A 15,750-nucleotide genomic window follows, 5' to 3' on the forward strand; every position below is an offset into this window, starting at 1 on the left:
GGTACTTCGGACTATGCGTTATCTGATAACCGGCACAGCGGGCTTCATCGGCTTTTACGTGGCAAAACGCCTGCTCGATCAGGGCCATTTCGTGGTCGGCTTCGACGGCATGACGAAGTACTACGATGTCAGCCTGAAAGAAAAACGTCACGCGATCCTCGCCCGGTCCAACGGCTTCAAGGCAGAGATCGGCATGCTCGAAGATGTCGATGCGTTGAAACGCGCTGCAGAGGCCGCCGAACCTGAGATCATCATTCATCTCGCCGCCCAGGCGGGTGTTCGCTACAGCCTCGAAAATCCCAAAGCCTATATCGATTCCAACCTCACGGGGTCATGGAATGTACTCGAACTTGCAAAGTCCGTTGGTGTCAAACATCTGATGCTGGCTTCGACCTCGTCCATTTACGGGGCGAACGAGAAGGTGCCATTTGCTGAAAGCGACAAGGCCGACGAGCCGATGACGCTTTATGCCGCAACGAAAAAATCCATGGAGTTGATGGCGCATAGCTATGCCCATCTCTACAAATTGCCCATCACGGCGTTCCGCTTTTTCACGGTCTATGGCCCCTGGGGTCGCCCTGATATGGCGCCGATCAAATTCGTGGATGCGATTTCAAACAACCGCCCGATCGATATATATGGTGAAGGCAATATGAGCCGCGATTTCACCTATATCGATGACCTGGTTGAAGGCATCGTGCGGCTGAGCCAGGTCATTCCATCCGAAGACAACCGTGTCACACAGGACGGCGTCATCGACTCTCTGTCACGGCACGCACCGTTCCGCGTCGTGAATGTCGGCGGTGGCCAACCCGTCCAGCTGATGCATTTCGTCGAAACCGTGGAAAAGGCTGTCGGCAAACCGGCAATCCGCAACATGCTGCCCATGCAGCAAGGCGATGTGCCACGCACATTCGCCTCGCCAGACCTGCTGCGTGCGTTGACAGATTACGTGCCGCAAACGTCCGTCGAACAAGGCATTGAAGCGCTGGTAGCGTGGTATCGCGACATGCAATCAGGCCGGGTTTAACCCCGGCCCTTCATAGATGCTGTTCGTACGCCGCTACGGCAGCGAATATGCGATAACGTAATCGCCTGGTTTCGTTCCCACGGAGCCGTGACCGCCAGCAACCATGACAACATATTGTTTGCCGTCATCGAGTGCATAGGTCATCGGTGTTGCCTGTCCACCTGCCGGAAGCCGCGCATCCCAAAGCTGCTTGCCGGTCGTCAGGTCATAGGCGCGCAGATAATTGTCGACCGCAGCACCAAGAAACGCAACGCCACCCTTGGTGATAATTGGTCCGCCGATGCCCGGCACCCCGATCTTGAAGGGAAGCGGCAGCGGTGTCATGTCATAAACGGTGCCGTTCTTGCGCTTGTAGGCAATATCTCCGGTACGCAGGTCGGCACCGGCGACATAGCCCCAAGGCGGCGCCTGGCAGGGAATTTTCAACGGACCAAGAAACGGCCCCATAAAGACACCATAGGGCGCTCCATCATTGCGGTTTAGACCCTGCTCACTGCCCTTTTCATCCTGTCCTTTAGGTGGAATCTGATCACGCGGAACAAGACGCGAGGTGAAGGCAAGGTACGTCGGCATGCCAAACATCACCTGGCGCTCAGGATCAATTGCCACGCTGCCCCAGTTGAACGTACCAAAATTCCCGGGATAAACGAGCGTACCCGTCAATGATGGCGGCGTGTAGCGCCCCTTGTAATTCAACTGATGAAAGCTGATACGGCACGCAAGCTGATCGAACATGGAAACGCCCCACATGTTCTTTTCCTGCAGTGGGGCGGGTTTGAATGTGAGAAGTGATGTCGGCTGCGTGGGCGCGCTGAAATCTTCAGGGATAGCGCCTCCAGGCGCCGGTTCTTCGGTAACGGCCAGCAGGGGCTCGCCTGTACGGCGGTCGAGAACATAGATGTCACCCTGTTTGGTCGGCCCCACCAGTGCGGGAACTGTGGTTCCGTCTTGCTTGGTGATGTCGAGAAGCACCGGCTGGGCGGGAACGTCCATGTCCCAGAGATCGTGATGAACGGTCTGGCGAACCCAGCGGTCCTTCCCGGTGTTGATATCCAGTGCGACGATTGACGACGAATATTTCTCGACGCTCTCGCTGCGCCCCATGCCAAGCTGGTCAGGCACCTGGTTGCCGAGCGGGATATAAACGAGACCGAGGTCCTCATCATAACTGAACACGGACCAGCTATTCGGTGAGTTAGTGGTGTACGTCTCACCCGGTCCAAGCGGTTCTGTTTTCGTCGGATTTCCCGAATCCCAGTTCCAGATCAGCGCGCCCGTGTTGACATCAAACGCGCGAATGACGCCGGATTGCTCCTGCGTCGAGTAATTATCGTTCACCGCGCCGCCGATGATGATCTTTCCCGCGACGATCACAGGCGGTGATGTAGAGTAATAATAGCCCGCTGGATTGTATTGCATGCCCTGCTCAAGGTGCAGCACACCCTGATCGGCAAAGGAGGTGCAGACCTGTCCGGTCTGCGCATCGAGTGCAATCAGGCGGGCATCCGAGGTGGGCAGGTAGACGCGCTGTGCGCAAGCGGTTCCCGGCGCAGCTGACGGTTCAGCATAATAGGAAACGCCACGGCAAGTCTGATGCTGCCGGTCGGGGTTAAGGCCGACGTTCGGATCGTACTTCCATTTTTCCTTGCCGGTTGCGGCGTCAATGGCAATCGCCCAATTGTGAGGCGTGCAGATATAAAGCAGCCCGCCAACCTTGAGCGGCGTGACCTGGTAGGTGGTCTCACCCACGTCGTCCGGCAGCTTGACGTCGCCGGTCTGGTAACGCCAGACTTCCTTCAACTGAGAGACATTGTCGACGGTGATCTGCGTCAGGGGCGAATAACGCTGGCCGTAAGGTGTGCGACCATACTGATGCCACTCATTATCAGGCACATCGCCGCCATAGACCGGTGCGGACACCAGCTTTTCTTGCGGCAACTCTCCCGACTGATTGTGCGGGTCCTGCGTCATCGAGTAACCGGCGACGATGATCGCGATCAGAACCGAGAGTGCCAGCGGCCACGCATTCGGACCGTAAACCGTTCCCGTCGGGCTCGCAAACCCGAGCGGTTTCTTGATCCAGGGGGTCAGCAACCACAAGCCGATGAGAATGATGACACCGCCACGAGGCCCGAGCTGCCACCAGTCGAAACCGACTTCCCAAATTGCCCAGACGAGGGTGGCAAGGATGAGAACCGCGTAGACGTGAAGCGCAAACTTGCTGCGCTTGAACAAAAGGACGGCGGTGAGCACGAAGGCAAGCCCCGACAAGGCATAATAAAAGCTTCCGCCCAGCATCACCAGTTGTGAGCCGAACCCGAACAAAGCAAGCCCGATAAGCGTGAGAATAACTGCAGTGACTGTAACTGCCATGAATTGCCCCCGATTCCCTGTCACTTTGCGTGCAACGAAGTCGAGGGCATTTGGTTCCGTCTGGCTCTCTTTTTTGTTCAAGCCAAGCTTGAAGTGTCACTCCACTATGCAATCAAAAGCTTATTTTGCCGTCCATCCACCATCGATCGAGATGGTTGTTCCGGTGATGGATCGGGCCATGTCGCCACAGAGATAAAGCGCCATCTCGGCAATCTCTTCCGGCTGGACGAACCGTCTGGTCGGCTGAGGGGCAAGAATGACCTTTTTGATAACATCTTCTTCGCTCATGCCATGCACGCGGGCTTGATCGACAATCTGCGCCGCGACAAGCGGCGTCAAAACGTATCCGGGGCAGATGGCATTGCAGGTAATCCCCTGCTCGGCCACTTCCAGTGCCACGCTTTTCGTCAGCCCCACCACCGCATGTTTGGTCGCCACATAGGGTGCCTTGAAAGGCGATGCCCGCAAGCCGTGCGCGGATGCGATATTTATGATGCGGCCCCATCCCCTTTGCTTCATGCCAGGCAAGGCGGCATGGGTTGCATGGAAAGCACTATCCAGCGAGACGGCAACAATCCGCGAGAAATCTGCGAAATCAAACTCATCGATCGGGGCGACCTTTTGAATGCCGGCATTGTTGACCAGCACATCGATACCGCCAAGTTTGCCGATCACGGTTTCGGCGAGATGGGCACTTTCTTCATATTTGGCCAGGTTGGCGGAGAAATAGACAGGCGTATGCCGGGCGTTTTTTGCCACTGTTTCAAGCACCTGAGCCGCATCTTCAGCCTCTTCGATGCCGTGAAGCGCCACGAGGTATCCTGCCTCGGCAAAACGTTTGGCAATTGCCAGCCCAATTCCACTCGTCGATCCTGTGACAAGGACGATCTTCGGTTCTGTGTCTTCGCCCATAGCCTAGTCCTTCAATTGCGGCAGGTTGCGAAACAGTTCAAGCGCTTCCGGATTGGCCAGCGCATCGGCATTTTTAACCGGCCGGCCATGGATCGTATCCCGGACAGCGATCTCGGAGATTTTGCCGGAGCGGGTACGCGGGATAGCCCCGACTGCAATGATCTTTGCCGGAACATGGCGCGGCGTCGCCCCAGAACGGATACGCGTTCGTATGGTCTTTTCCAGCTCGTCGGTCAGGGTTACACCGCTCTTGAGACGAAGGAAAAGTATGACGCGCTGGTCGCCATCGATGTCCTGTCCGACCGCAATTGCCTCCTCGACGTCCGGTACGGTTTCCACCTGCCGGTAAATTTCCGCCGTGCCGATGCGCACGCCGCCCGGATTGAGCGTTGTGTCAGAACGGCCGTGGATGACATAACCGCCGGACGGTCGTTTTTCTGCGAAATCGCCGTGCGCCCATATGCCGGGGAACCGGTCGAAATAAGCCGACTGATAACGCGAACCATCCTCATCGCCCCAGAACTTGACCGGCATGGAAAGATGCGCATTGCGACAGACAAGCTCACCCGGCACGCCGGAAACAGATCGCCCCTGATCGTCCAGTGTGTCTATGTCCATGCCGAGCATCGCGCCCTGCAACTCACCGCGGTGCACCGCTTGCAACGGATTGCCACCGAGGAAACAGGCGCAGATATCCGTGCCACCGGAAATCGAGGCGAGATGCACGTCAGCCTTCCACTCCCGATAGATGTAATCGAAAGAGGCCGGGATAAGCGGTGATCCGGTTGAAAGAATAGTTCTGAGGGACGAGAGATTGTGGCTCTCGCGAGGCTTCACCCCTGCCTTCAGGCAGGCGTCGATGAACTTTGCCGATGTCCCGAAAGTGGCGATGTTTTCCGCATCGATCAGATCGACCAGACGCGCAGATGAAGGATAACCGGGATTGCCGTCATAGGTAACGAGGGTTGCACCGAGGGCAAGGCCTGAAACCTGCCAGTTCCACATCATCCAGCCGCAGGTGGTAAAATAGAAAAACCGTTCGCCGGGCTGGATATCGCATTGCAGCTTCTGTTCCTTCATGTGCTGAAGAAGCAGCCCACCACCAGAATGGGTGATGCATTTCGGTTTGCCTGTCGTGCCGGAGGAATAGAGGATAACCAGCGGCGCCTTGACCGGCAGACGATTAAAAGCGATCTCTGTCGCATCAAATGGCGCAACGAAATCCGCAATCGTCGTGCAGCCTAGGTCGGCGAGAACTGCCGGGACCCCGTCTCCGATCAAGACAATTTTTTCAGGTTTGGCGCTCTCCGCCACAGCCCGTATTGTCGGTGCGACATCGATGCGTTTACCAGCATAACCGTATTCCGCCACCGCGATCAGGATTTTCGGATCGATCTGCGACAGTCGGTCAGATGCGCCGGCCGGCCCAAAATCCGGTGAACAGGACGACCAGATCGCACCGATGGCGCTCGTCGCCAGATAACCGACTATCGCCTCTATATCGTGCGTGACGATCGCCCCGACACGATCGCCTTCTCCAACGCCTGCAGCACGAAGAGCCTGAACCAGACGGGAAACATCATCGTATAAATTGCGCCGGGTTACGGTCCGCCTGGTGCCATCATCCCGATGCGCGATGATGGCCAGCCGGTCGTCGGCATCGCGTAGAAGGTTTTCGGCATAATTTACCCGTGCCTTCGGATAGAAGACGGCATCGCGGATCGAGTTTCCCGCGACGAAGGACCTGCCTCCTCGCTCTCCGATGATATCTAGCTCATCCCAGAGAGCGGCATAAAAACCTTCGGGATCGCGGACCGACCAGGACAGGAGCGCTGGATAATCATCCGGCTCGGCTCCATGCCGCGGTTTCGTTTTTTCAGCAAACAGAAAGAGTGCCGACTGCCGCACCCGGGCCTGCGGCGGGCTCCACAGAACATCCGACGGTGTGACTGCGTTCATGCATCACCTCCCCGCAACATCTCGACGATTGCCGAAAAATCGCGATCACCGCTGCCCTCCCCCACAAATCCTTCATAGAGCTCGGCGGCGGCCTTCCCGAGTGGCGTGGAGGCCCCAGCGCCATTCGCGGCTTCCTGTGACAGCTTCAAATCCTTCAACATCAAGGCTGCGGCAAAACCCGGCCTGTATTCATTGTTGGCCGGTGACGTCGGCACCGGACCTGGCACTGGGCAATAGGTGGTGAGCGACCAGCACTGTCCTGACGAGGTGGAAGCAACATCGAAAAGCGCTTGATGCGAAAGACCAAGCTTTTCGCCCAGCACAAAGGCCTCTGATACAGCGATCATCGAAATACCGAGGATCATGTTGTTGCAGATCTTCGCCGCCTGTCCGTTGCCACCCTTGCCGCAATGGACGATCTTCTTGCCCATTGCCTCGAGGATCGGTCTTGCTGCTGTGAAAGCGTCCGCCTCACCGCCACACATGAAGGTCAGGGTTCCAGCTGCTGCCCCGCCAGTGCCTCCAGAAACGGGCGCATCGACAGACGGGCAGGCTGCAGATACCGCCAGCGCATGGGCCTTCAAGGCGCTCTCCATATCGACAGTGGAGCAATCGATGAGAAGCGTTCCGGACGCGACCTTCCGCACCAGATCACCATAAACGGAAACCACATGTTCGCCCTTCGGCAACATCGTTATGACGACATCCGCACCATCTATCGCGGTCTCGCTCGCAGCCGCGACCGGTACACCCGCCTGCCTTGCGGCAGTGATGCAGGCCTCGGCAAGATCGAAACCTCTGACGGCGTATCCCGCCTTCACCAGATTGACAGCCATGGGCAGGCCCATATGCCCCAGCCCAATAAAAGCGACGGTTTGCATGGTCTTTTCCTCTTATCGATTGTCCGCGAGGATCATGTCGGCGGCTTTTTCCGCAATCATGATCGTCGGCGAATTGGTGTTTCCTGAGGTGATCCGCGGCATGATCGACGCATCCGCCACCCGCAATCCACGAAGTTTTCGAAATTTAAGACGGGCGTCGACGACGCTCTCGAGATCGGAGCCCATGCGCAGCGTGCCGACCGGGTGAAAGATCGTCGTGCCGATATCGCCTGCCGCCTGCGCCAGATCATTGTCGTTTTCATAGGACGGACCGGGCTTGTATTCTTCAGGTCTAAACCGAGAGAAAGCCGGCTGCCCGACAATCCGACGGGTCAGCCTCATAGCATCGATTGCGACCTGACGGTCGCCTTCCGTCGTCAGATAATTCGGCCGGATTTCTGGTTGCATGGCGAAATCAGGACCTTTGACGTGCACCGAGCCTCGACTTTCAGGGCGCAGGTTGCAGACGCTGGCGGTGATCGCAGGAAATGTGTGAACCGGTTCGCCGAACTTATCCAGAGATACCGGTTGCACATGATACTCAAGATCGGCCGTCTCCTTCTCGGGAGAAGAGCGTGTGAAGACGCCTAGCTGGCTCGGCGCCATCGCCATCGGGCCGGAACGGCTCAGCGCATATTCGAAACCGATACGAGCCTTTCCAAACAACGTCGACGCCCTTTCGTTCAGTGTCGACACTCCTGAAACCTTGTAGATCATGCGCAATTGCAAATGGTCCTGAAGGTTCTCGCCAACGCCTTCAACGTTCAACACCGTGTCGATCCCTGCCTTCTGCAGCACGTCGCCGCGCCCGACACCCGACAATTCAAGAATGTGGGGCGAACCGATCGCGCCTGCGGAGAGAACGGTCTCCCTGCGTGCGCGCGCTATCTTCGCCACGCCGTCATGATGGAACTCCACCCCCTTGACCGCACCTTCTTCGATAATAAGCCGTCGCACATGCGCCTTGGTGAGAACGGTCAGGTTGGCACGGCCACGCGCCGGCTTCAGAAAGGCCTTGGCGGTGTTCCAGCGCCAACCCGAACGCTGGTTTACGTCAAAGTAGCCTGCACCCTCATTGTCGCCTCTGTTGAAATCATCCGTCGCGGGAATTCCAGCTTCTGCGGCGGCCTTTTGAAATGCGTCCAGCACATCCCAGCGAACACGTGCCTTTTCCACCCGCCATTCGCCGCCCGTCCCATGCAAGCTGCTCTTGCCGCGATAAAAATCCTCCGACTTGACGAAATAGGGAAGTACATCGTCCCAGCCCCAACCGTCGCAACCCAGTTGACGCCACATGTCATAATCACGCGACTGACCGCGCATATAGATCATGCCGTTGATGGATGAGCAGCCACCAAGAACCTTGCCCCGCGGATAAATCAACGACCGGCCATTCAGTCCCGGTTCTTCCGCCGTCTTGAAGCACCAGTCGGTACGCGGATTGTTGATGCAGTAGAGATAACCGACCGGAATGTGGATCCAGTGATAGTTGTCGCTGCCGCCGGCTTCCAGCAAGAGCACACGATTGTTCGGGTCTTTCGAGAGGCGGTTGGCGAGAACGCAGCCAGCGCTGCCCGCTCCGATGACGATATAGTCATATTCGCCCATGCTTTTCTCCGTGCGGTCCCGCTCCCGCGCCGAAAACGGCACGAGCCAGACCATTCATTCCGTTTTCACAAAACCTAGCCCCGATGCTGGAAACCGAGTTTCCGACCGATGCGTGAGGCGTAGAATTCGCCAATCAGGCCACGGCGGAAGACCAGCACGCAGGCCATGAAGACGAGACCGGTGATGATCGTCACCGGAAAATCAGATGTCGCCAGATAGTTCTGGAGAGTAACGACAAGACCAGCGCCGAAGATTGGCCCGATCATGGTTCCGATGCCACCGAGCAACGTCATCAAAATGACTTCGCCAGACATCTGCCAGGTCACATCCGTCAAGGTCGCGAACTGGAAAACCAGCGCCTTGAGACCACCCGCCAGACCCGCAAGTGTTGCCGACATTACGAAGGCACCAAGCTTGTAGCGCTGGACACTGTAACCCAGTGAAATGGCACGCTGCTCGTTCTCGCGGATCGACTTCAAGATCATGCCGAAGGGCGAGTTGACGAAACGCCAGATCACCAGCAGTGCAATCACAAAAGCGGCCAGCACCGTGTAGTACATGCTGTTTGTCGTGTTGAGATCGATGATCCCGAAGAGGTGGCCGCGCGGCACGCCCTGAAGGCCGTCTTCCCCGTGCGTGAACGGCGCCTGCAGGCAGAAGAAATAGAACATCTGCGACAAGGCAAGCGTGATCATGGCGAAGTATATGCCCTGACGCCGGATGGCAAAAAAGCCGATGACCAGACCAAGAAGGGCAGCCCCGGCCATGCCAATGACGAGACCGATCTCCGGTGTCACACCCCATTCCTTCACAGAATAGGCCGTGAAGTAGGCCGCGCCGCCGAAGAACGCCGCATGGCCGAACGACAGGAGACCCGTATAACCGATCAGCAGATTGAAGGCGCAGGCAAACAGCGCAAAGCACAAGAGCTTCATCAGGAAGATCGGGTAGATGAACATCGGCGCGACAACCAGTACCCCAAGGCCGGCAACAATCAACGCCGTCCGGATGGTTCCAGCCGTCGTAGACACTTCCGTATGAGGCAAGGCAGCAGCAGAGTTCTGAATGGCTTTGGACATATCAGGCGTCCTTTCCGAAAAGTCCGGCGGGGCGGATGAGAAGCACAAAGGCCATGATGACGAAGATGACGATGTTTGAGGCCTCCGGATAGAAGACCTTGGTCAGTCCTTCCGCAATGCCGAGCATGTAGCCTGTCACGATGGCACCCATGATCGATCCCATGCCGCCGACCACGACCACGGCAAACACCACGATGATGAGGTTGGTGCCCATGAGAGGCGACACCTGATAGATCGGTGCGGCCAGCACACCGGTGAACCCGGCAAGCCCGGCTCCAAGCGCGTAGGTCAGGGTCAAAAGAACCGGCACGTTGATGCCGAATGCCTGGACAAGCGTCGGGTTTTCCGTTGCAGCGCGCAGGTAGGAGCCGAGACGGGTCTTTTCGATCAGCGCCCATGTCGCGATGCAGGCGATAAGGGAAATGACAACGACAAAGGCACGGTAGTTCGGCAGGAACATGAAGCCCAGATTGGTGCCACCTGCTAACTGCGGCGGAACCGAATAGGGTTGACCGGCCGCGCCATAAAGCCAGCGAAAAGTCCCTTCCACCACAAGCGCCAGACCGAAGGTGAACAACAGACCGTAGAGCGGATCAAGATCGTAGAGGCGCGACAGCATAAACCGTTCAATGATGGCGCCGAACAACGCCACGACAAGCGGTGTCACCACCAGCGCGACCCAGAAATTGATGCCGAAATATTGTAGCCCGAGGAAGGCCACGAACGCACCGAGCATATATTGCGCGCCGTGGGCGAAGTTGATGACGCGCAGCAGGCCGAAGATGACGGCGAGGCCGAGAGACAGCAACGCATAAAACGAGCCGTTGATGAGGCCGACGAGCAATTGGCCCAACAGGGCTTGCACAGGAATGCCGAAGATCATCGTCATCGTTAAACCCCCAGCACTTTGTTAAGCTCGCCCATACGATGAGGCAGTTCGCCAACCGGAAAATCGCCGACCATATGTCCATGATCCATCAGGTAGAAGCGATCGGCGATCTTGCTCGCAAAGCGAAAATTCTGCTCAACGAGAACCACTGTCATGCCGCGGCTCTTGAGTTTTTGCAGAACCTCGCCGATGCGCTGAACGATGACGGGGGCCAGCCCTTCTGTCGGCTCGTCGAGAAGCAGAACCTTGACGCCGGTACGCAATATGCGCGCCATAGCCAGCATCTGCTGCTCGCCTCCAGAGAGTTTCGTTCCCGGGCTGCCCCGGCGTTCGTAGAGATTGGGAAAAAGCTCGTAGATTTCGTCGAGGCTCATACCACCCTCGGACACAACCGGCGGAAGCTTGAGGTTTTCCTCGACGCTCAGGGTCGCGAAGATACCCCGTTCTTCAGGAACGAAGCCGATGCCATGTTTTGCGGTCCGATGCAGCGGCACCGGCATCATGTCCTTGCCTGCAAGCTTGATGGTGCCCTTGCGATTGCGGATGATGCCCATGATGGTGCGCAGCGTGGTGGTCTTTCCAACGCCGTTGCGCCCGAGAATGGTGATGGTCTCGCCTTCACCCACCGTGAGATCGACGCCATGGAGCGCCTGGCTTTCGCCATACCAGGATTTCAGATTTGAAACTTCGAGAAGTGCCGCCATATCAGGCTTCCTCCGTACCCATATAGGCCGTGCGCACGCGCGGATCGGCGGAAACTGCGGCGTAGTCCCCTTCCGCGAGGATCTCTCCGCGTTGCAGCACTGTGACATGGTGGCAGATATCCGCCACGACCTTGAGATTGTGTTCGACCATCAAGACGGCGCGGGTCTTTGCGACTTCGCGGATGAGGTCCGCGACATGCGCAACGTCTTCGCCGCCCATTCCTGCCATTGGCTCGTCCAGAAGCAGAACCTTGGGGTCGAGCGCCAGCGTGGTTGCAATTTCCAGCACGCGCTTGCGCCCATAGGAAAGATCGGCGGCGAGCGCGTCTTTTTCACGCGTCAGCCCGACCATGCTGATCAGTTCTTCAGCGCGTGCATTGAGCGTGTCGAGCGAGGAGAGCGGCAACCAGAACTGCGTGGCGAGATTGTTTGGCCTTTGCAGCGCGACCCGTACGTTTTCCAGAACCGTAAGGTGCGGAAACACCGCCGAGATCTGGAAGGAACGCACGAGACCGAGCCGCGCCACCTTGTCCGGTGGCGTTTTTGTTATATCCGTTCCCATGAAGGTGATCGTCCCGCCCGAGGGCTGGAGAAACTTGGTCAACAGGTTGAAGACCGTCGTTTTCCCCGCGCCGTTCGGACCAATCAGGGCATGCACGCGGGCATGTTCGACGTCGAGATCGACGTTCTTCACGGCCGCGAATGCGCCGAAAGTCTTGGAGAGCCCACGCGCCGAAAGCACGACGCGGTGGTCCTCCTGTCTGGCAAGGACGGGAGCGATCGTCATTGAATGTTCCCTTATTGCGTTACCAGAGAGCAACCGCTCTTGGCGGGGTCCATGAAGGCTTCCTTGCCGGGAATGGTGGCGAGCACCTTGTAGTAGTCCCAGGCCTGTTTGCTTTCTTCCGGTTTTTTCACTTCCATGAGGTACATGTCGTGAATCATCCGGCCGTTGGCAGCTACATGGCCGTCCTTTGCGAAGACGTCGTTGACAGGCATTTCCTTCATGGCCTCGGCCACGGCATCCGCATCATCCGTGCCGGCCTTCTCGATGGCCTTCAGATAATGGAGGACCGCCGAATAAGTACCAGTATGAACCATGTTCGGCATCGCTCCGGTACGCTCCTTGAAGCGTTCACCGAACTTGCGGGACTCGTCATCGCGATCCCAGTAAAAACCTTCGGTAAGCGTCAGGCCCTGTGCTGCTTCCAGGCCGAGACCGTGAACTTCTGCGAGGGTGAAGAGCAGGGCCGCAAGGCGCTGGCCACCGGCAACAATACCGAACTCCGCCGCCTGTTTGATAGCGTTGGACGTATCGAGGCCGGCATTCGCAAGCCCGATGACCTTGGCGCCAGAGGACTGTGCCTGCAGCAGGAATGACGAGTAGTCGGTGGTTGCCAACGGATGGCGTACCGAACCGAGAACCTTACCGCCGTTGGCCTTGACGAAATTGCTGGTGTTTTCTTCCAGCGAATATCCAAAGGCGTAGTCAGCGGTCAGGAAAAACCAGCTATCGCCACCCTGTTTTACCAGCGCGCCACCGGTTCCGACAGCCAGAGAATAGGTATCGTAGGCCCAGTGGAAACCATAGGGGCTGCACTGCTTGCCGGTCAGCTCCGTTGTTGCGGCACCGGTGTTGATCGTGATCTTCTTCTTGTCTTTGGACAGTGCCTGCACGGCAAGACCAACCGACGATGACGTCAGTTCCATAATGGAATCGACCTGTTCGGTATCGTACCACTGACGGGCAATATTGGATGCAACGTCAGCCTTGTTCTGATGGTCGGCGGTCACAACTTCAACCGGTGCGCCCAGCACCTTACCGCCGTAATCCTCCACCGCCATCTTGGCGGCCTCGAAAGAATACTTGCCACCGAAGTTGGCATAGACGCCGGATTGGTCGTTCAGGATGCCGATCTTGACCTTGCCATCCGAAAGATCGGCGGCATAAGCGGCAGTTCCCGCGGCCAACACCATGGCCGTAGACAAAATAATGCTCTTGCGCATTGACTTCTCCTCCCAGAGATCGATTGCGAGCCTCAGATCCAACTTGTGCAGTCGTGAACGGAGCACCTGCTCCGATCTGCACTGAAATGGTCACATCGCCCTCCTCAAAGCGATGCATCCTGAGCCTAGATTTCTCGAATTCGCGCGTTGACACAAGACGGCTGCATCATCAAATTGCGAACAGGAACTGTTCATTTTTGAACAGAAGTCACTTCTTCGGGAACAATATGGCGACGCCTTTCACTTGGGACGACCTGCAATATTTTCTCGCTGTCGCGCGAACCGGTCAGCTTTCGTCCGCAGCCCGCAGCCTGCGGACCAGTCATGCCACCGTCTCCCGCCACATCGACCGCTTGGAATTCTCTCTTAAAACCAAGCTGTTCGAGAGAAATCCGCGTGGTTATGAACTGACGAATGTGGGGCGTCGGCTAGTCGATACCGTCGAGCGCATCGAGGCTGAAGCAGAGCGACTGCAGTCGGATATTTCCGAAAGCGGCAGCCTGCTTCGCGGTGTCGTACGGCTGAGTGCTCCGGAAGGTTTTTCCAATTTTTTCTTTGTTGAAAAACTGAACGACTTCGCCGCCACCCATCCCCACATCATGGTGGAACTGGTGACGATCCAGCAGATCATGGCCCTTTCCAGAAAGGAAGCCGATGTGGCAGTGACGCTTGACCCGCCGAAAGCTGGTCCCTATGTCAATGAACAGATCATCGAATATACACTGCACATCTACGCATCGCGCTCTTACCTCGCCGGCCGGCCAAAAATCACCCGCCGCGAAGACCTTCTCGACCACTTCTTCATTGGTTACGTACAGGATCTGATCTTTTCGCCTGGTCTCGATTACATGCGGGACGTGCTGCCGGGATTGAGACCCAATTTTCAGTCTTCCAGCATCTTTGCGCAGCTGACTGCAACCCTCGGCGGTCGCGGCCTTTGCATCCTGCCGAACTTCATAGCGGCACGGTTCCCTGACCTGCAGATGGTTCTGCCGGAAGAGGTGGAGTTGCGGCGTGGCTACTGGCTGACAAGCCATCACGACTTTGCCGATGTACCACGCGTACGGTCCTTGATGGACTTCATATTGAACACGGTTCGCGCCCACGAGAAGCTGTTCGTGCTCGATCGTAAAACCCTCATCTGAGCATCCTGTCGTTCACATTTCAGCGACACCCTGTTTCCGATTGCTGGATTGGATAAGGGGGAGCGATGCCTATATGACAGGCAACAACGATACCGGCTTGCCGGTACTCCTCCAACGTTTCGAAGGCCATCATGAAAAAGATCGGATTTTTGTCGTTCGGGCACTGGACGCCCTCTCCCCAGTCGCAAACGCGCTCAGCCGCGGATACGCTGTTGCAATCGATCGACCTTGCGGTTGCAGCCGAAGAACTTGGAGCTGACGGGGCCTATTTCCGCGTACACCACTTCGCCCGGCAACTTGCCTCGCCCTTCCCGCTGCTTGCTGCGGTTGGCGCGAGAACGAAGACGATCGAGATCGGTACCGGCGTCATCGACATGCGATATGAGAACCCATTCTACATGGCCGAGGATGCCGGCTCCGCCGATCTGATATCGGGAGGGCGCCTGCAACTTGGCATCAGTCGCGGATCGCCGGAACAGGTCATCGATGGCTGGCGCTACTTCGGCTATCGCCCGGCGGAAGGCCAGACTGAAGAGGATATGGCGCGCCAGCACACCGAAGTCTTTCTTGAACTTTTGAAAGGTGAAGGTTTCGCACAACCCAATCCACGGCCGATGTTCCCCAACCCGCCAGGCCTCCTCAGGCTGGAACCGCATTCGGATGGCCTGCGCGAGCGCATCTGGTGGGGTTCAAGCTCGAATGCGACCGCCGAATGGGCCGCAAAGCTTGGCATGAACCTGCAAAGCTCGACGCTGAAGACGGATGAGACGGGTCAGCCGTTCCACGTCCAGCAGGCCGAGCAGATCAGGGCCTACCGAGCCGCCTGGAAAGAAGCAGGTCACGCACACGAACCACGCGTCTCGGTCAGCCGTAGTATCTTCGCTCTCGTCAACGATATGGACAGGGCCTATTTCGGTTACGGCAACAAGGAAGATGACTCGATCGGCTTCATTGACGACAAAACGCGGGCGATCTTCGGGCGCAGTTATGCGGCCGAGCCGGAAGCGCTTATCGAGCAGCTGAAGGCCGATGAGGCCATCGCCGAGGCCGACACGCTGCTTCTGACCGTACCGAACCAACTCGGCGTCGCGTACAACACGCACGTGATCGAAACGATCCTGAAGCAGGTGGCCCCGGCCCTCGGCTGGCGTTAATCGCCTGGT

At 57.5% G+C, this 15,750-nt stretch carries 13 protein-coding genes; 3 read left to right on the forward strand and 10 right to left on the reverse strand.

The features are described 5' to 3' along the window. The first annotated feature begins 13 nt into the window (after window positions 1–13). On the forward strand, window positions 14–1,030 hold the full coding sequence (locus tag HWX89_RS04070) for an NAD-dependent epimerase (protein WP_138793651.1): 1,017 nt from the start codon (window positions 14–16) through the stop codon (window positions 1,028–1,030). A 33-nt stretch (window positions 1,031–1,063) separates the two neighbouring features. Here the strand turns inward: HWX89_RS04070 and HWX89_RS04075 are convergent, their stop codons facing one another. The 10 genes from HWX89_RS04075 to HWX89_RS04120 form a co-directional block, all read right to left on the reverse strand. Further along, window positions 1,064–3,403: a glucose/quinate/shikimate family membrane-bound PQQ-dependent dehydrogenase gene (locus HWX89_RS04075; RefSeq protein ID WP_138793650.1), complete on the reverse strand. Its 2,340-nt coding sequence runs from the start codon at window positions 3,401–3,403 to the stop codon at window positions 1,064–1,066. 120 nt (window positions 3,404–3,523) lie between these two features. Beyond that, window positions 3,524–4,315, reverse strand: a complete 792-nt coding sequence (locus HWX89_RS04080; RefSeq protein WP_138793649.1) for a 3-hydroxybutyrate dehydrogenase — start codon at window positions 4,313–4,315, stop codon at window positions 3,524–3,526. A 3-nt stretch (window positions 4,316–4,318) separates the two neighbouring features. Then, window positions 4,319–6,274 (reverse strand): acetoacetate--CoA ligase, encoded by a 1,956-nt coding sequence (locus tag HWX89_RS04085; protein ID WP_138793648.1) that lies wholly within the window; start codon window positions 6,272–6,274, stop codon window positions 4,319–4,321. After that, window positions 6,271–7,155 (reverse strand): 3-hydroxyisobutyrate dehydrogenase, encoded by an 885-nt coding sequence (gene mmsB / locus HWX89_RS04090; protein WP_138793647.1) that lies wholly within the window; start codon window positions 7,153–7,155, stop codon window positions 6,271–6,273. The genes HWX89_RS04085 and mmsB overlap by 4 nt, the downstream gene beginning before the upstream one ends. Before the next feature lie 12 nt (window positions 7,156–7,167). Further along, window positions 7,168–8,763, reverse strand: coding sequence for a GMC family oxidoreductase (locus HWX89_RS04095; RefSeq protein ID WP_138793646.1), 1,596 nt, complete (start codon window positions 8,761–8,763; stop codon window positions 7,168–7,170). A gap of 74 nt (window positions 8,764–8,837) precedes the next feature. Next, window positions 8,838–9,842: a branched-chain amino acid ABC transporter permease gene (locus HWX89_RS04100; RefSeq protein ID WP_138793645.1), complete on the reverse strand. Its 1,005-nt coding sequence runs from the start codon at window positions 9,840–9,842 to the stop codon at window positions 8,838–8,840. 1 nt (window position 9,843) lies between these two features. Beyond that, window positions 9,844–10,731 (reverse strand): branched-chain amino acid ABC transporter permease, encoded by an 888-nt coding sequence (locus tag HWX89_RS04105; RefSeq protein ID WP_138793644.1) that lies wholly within the window; start codon window positions 10,729–10,731, stop codon window positions 9,844–9,846. Between the two features lie 2 nt (window positions 10,732–10,733). Next, window positions 10,734–11,435: an ABC transporter ATP-binding protein gene (locus HWX89_RS04110; protein ID WP_138793643.1), complete on the reverse strand. Its 702-nt coding sequence runs from the start codon at window positions 11,433–11,435 to the stop codon at window positions 10,734–10,736. Between the two features lies 1 nt (window position 11,436). Next, the gene (locus HWX89_RS04115; RefSeq protein ID WP_138793642.1) at window positions 11,437–12,222 is read right to left on the reverse strand and encodes an ABC transporter ATP-binding protein; all 786 of its coding nucleotides are present in this window, start codon (window positions 12,220–12,222) and stop codon (window positions 11,437–11,439) included. A gap of 11 nt (window positions 12,223–12,233) precedes the next feature. Then, window positions 12,234–13,442 (reverse strand): ABC transporter substrate-binding protein, encoded by a 1,209-nt coding sequence (locus HWX89_RS04120; RefSeq protein WP_138793641.1) that lies wholly within the window; start codon window positions 13,440–13,442, stop codon window positions 12,234–12,236. Window positions 13,443–13,669: 227 nt separating this feature from the next. On the opposite strand from HWX89_RS04120, the gene HWX89_RS04125 reads away from it, so the two are divergent. Together HWX89_RS04125 and HWX89_RS04130 are read left to right on the forward strand one after the other, a co-directional pair. Continuing rightward, window positions 13,670–14,587 carry a LysR family transcriptional regulator gene (locus HWX89_RS04125; protein ID WP_138793640.1) on the forward strand — a complete coding sequence of 306 codons (918 nt, stop codon included), beginning with the start codon at window positions 13,670–13,672 and terminating at the stop codon, window positions 14,585–14,587. A 131-nt stretch (window positions 14,588–14,718) separates the two neighbouring features. After that, window positions 14,719–15,741, forward strand: a complete 1,023-nt coding sequence (locus tag HWX89_RS04130) for an LLM class flavin-dependent oxidoreductase (protein ID WP_138793639.1) — start codon at window positions 14,719–14,721, stop codon at window positions 15,739–15,741. Window positions 15,742–15,750: the final 9 nt, after the last annotated feature.

The sequence above is a fragment of the Rhizobium sp. RM genome, from assembly GCF_013390595.1.
Taxonomy (GTDB): domain Bacteria; phylum Pseudomonadota; class Alphaproteobacteria; order Rhizobiales; family Rhizobiaceae; genus Agrobacterium.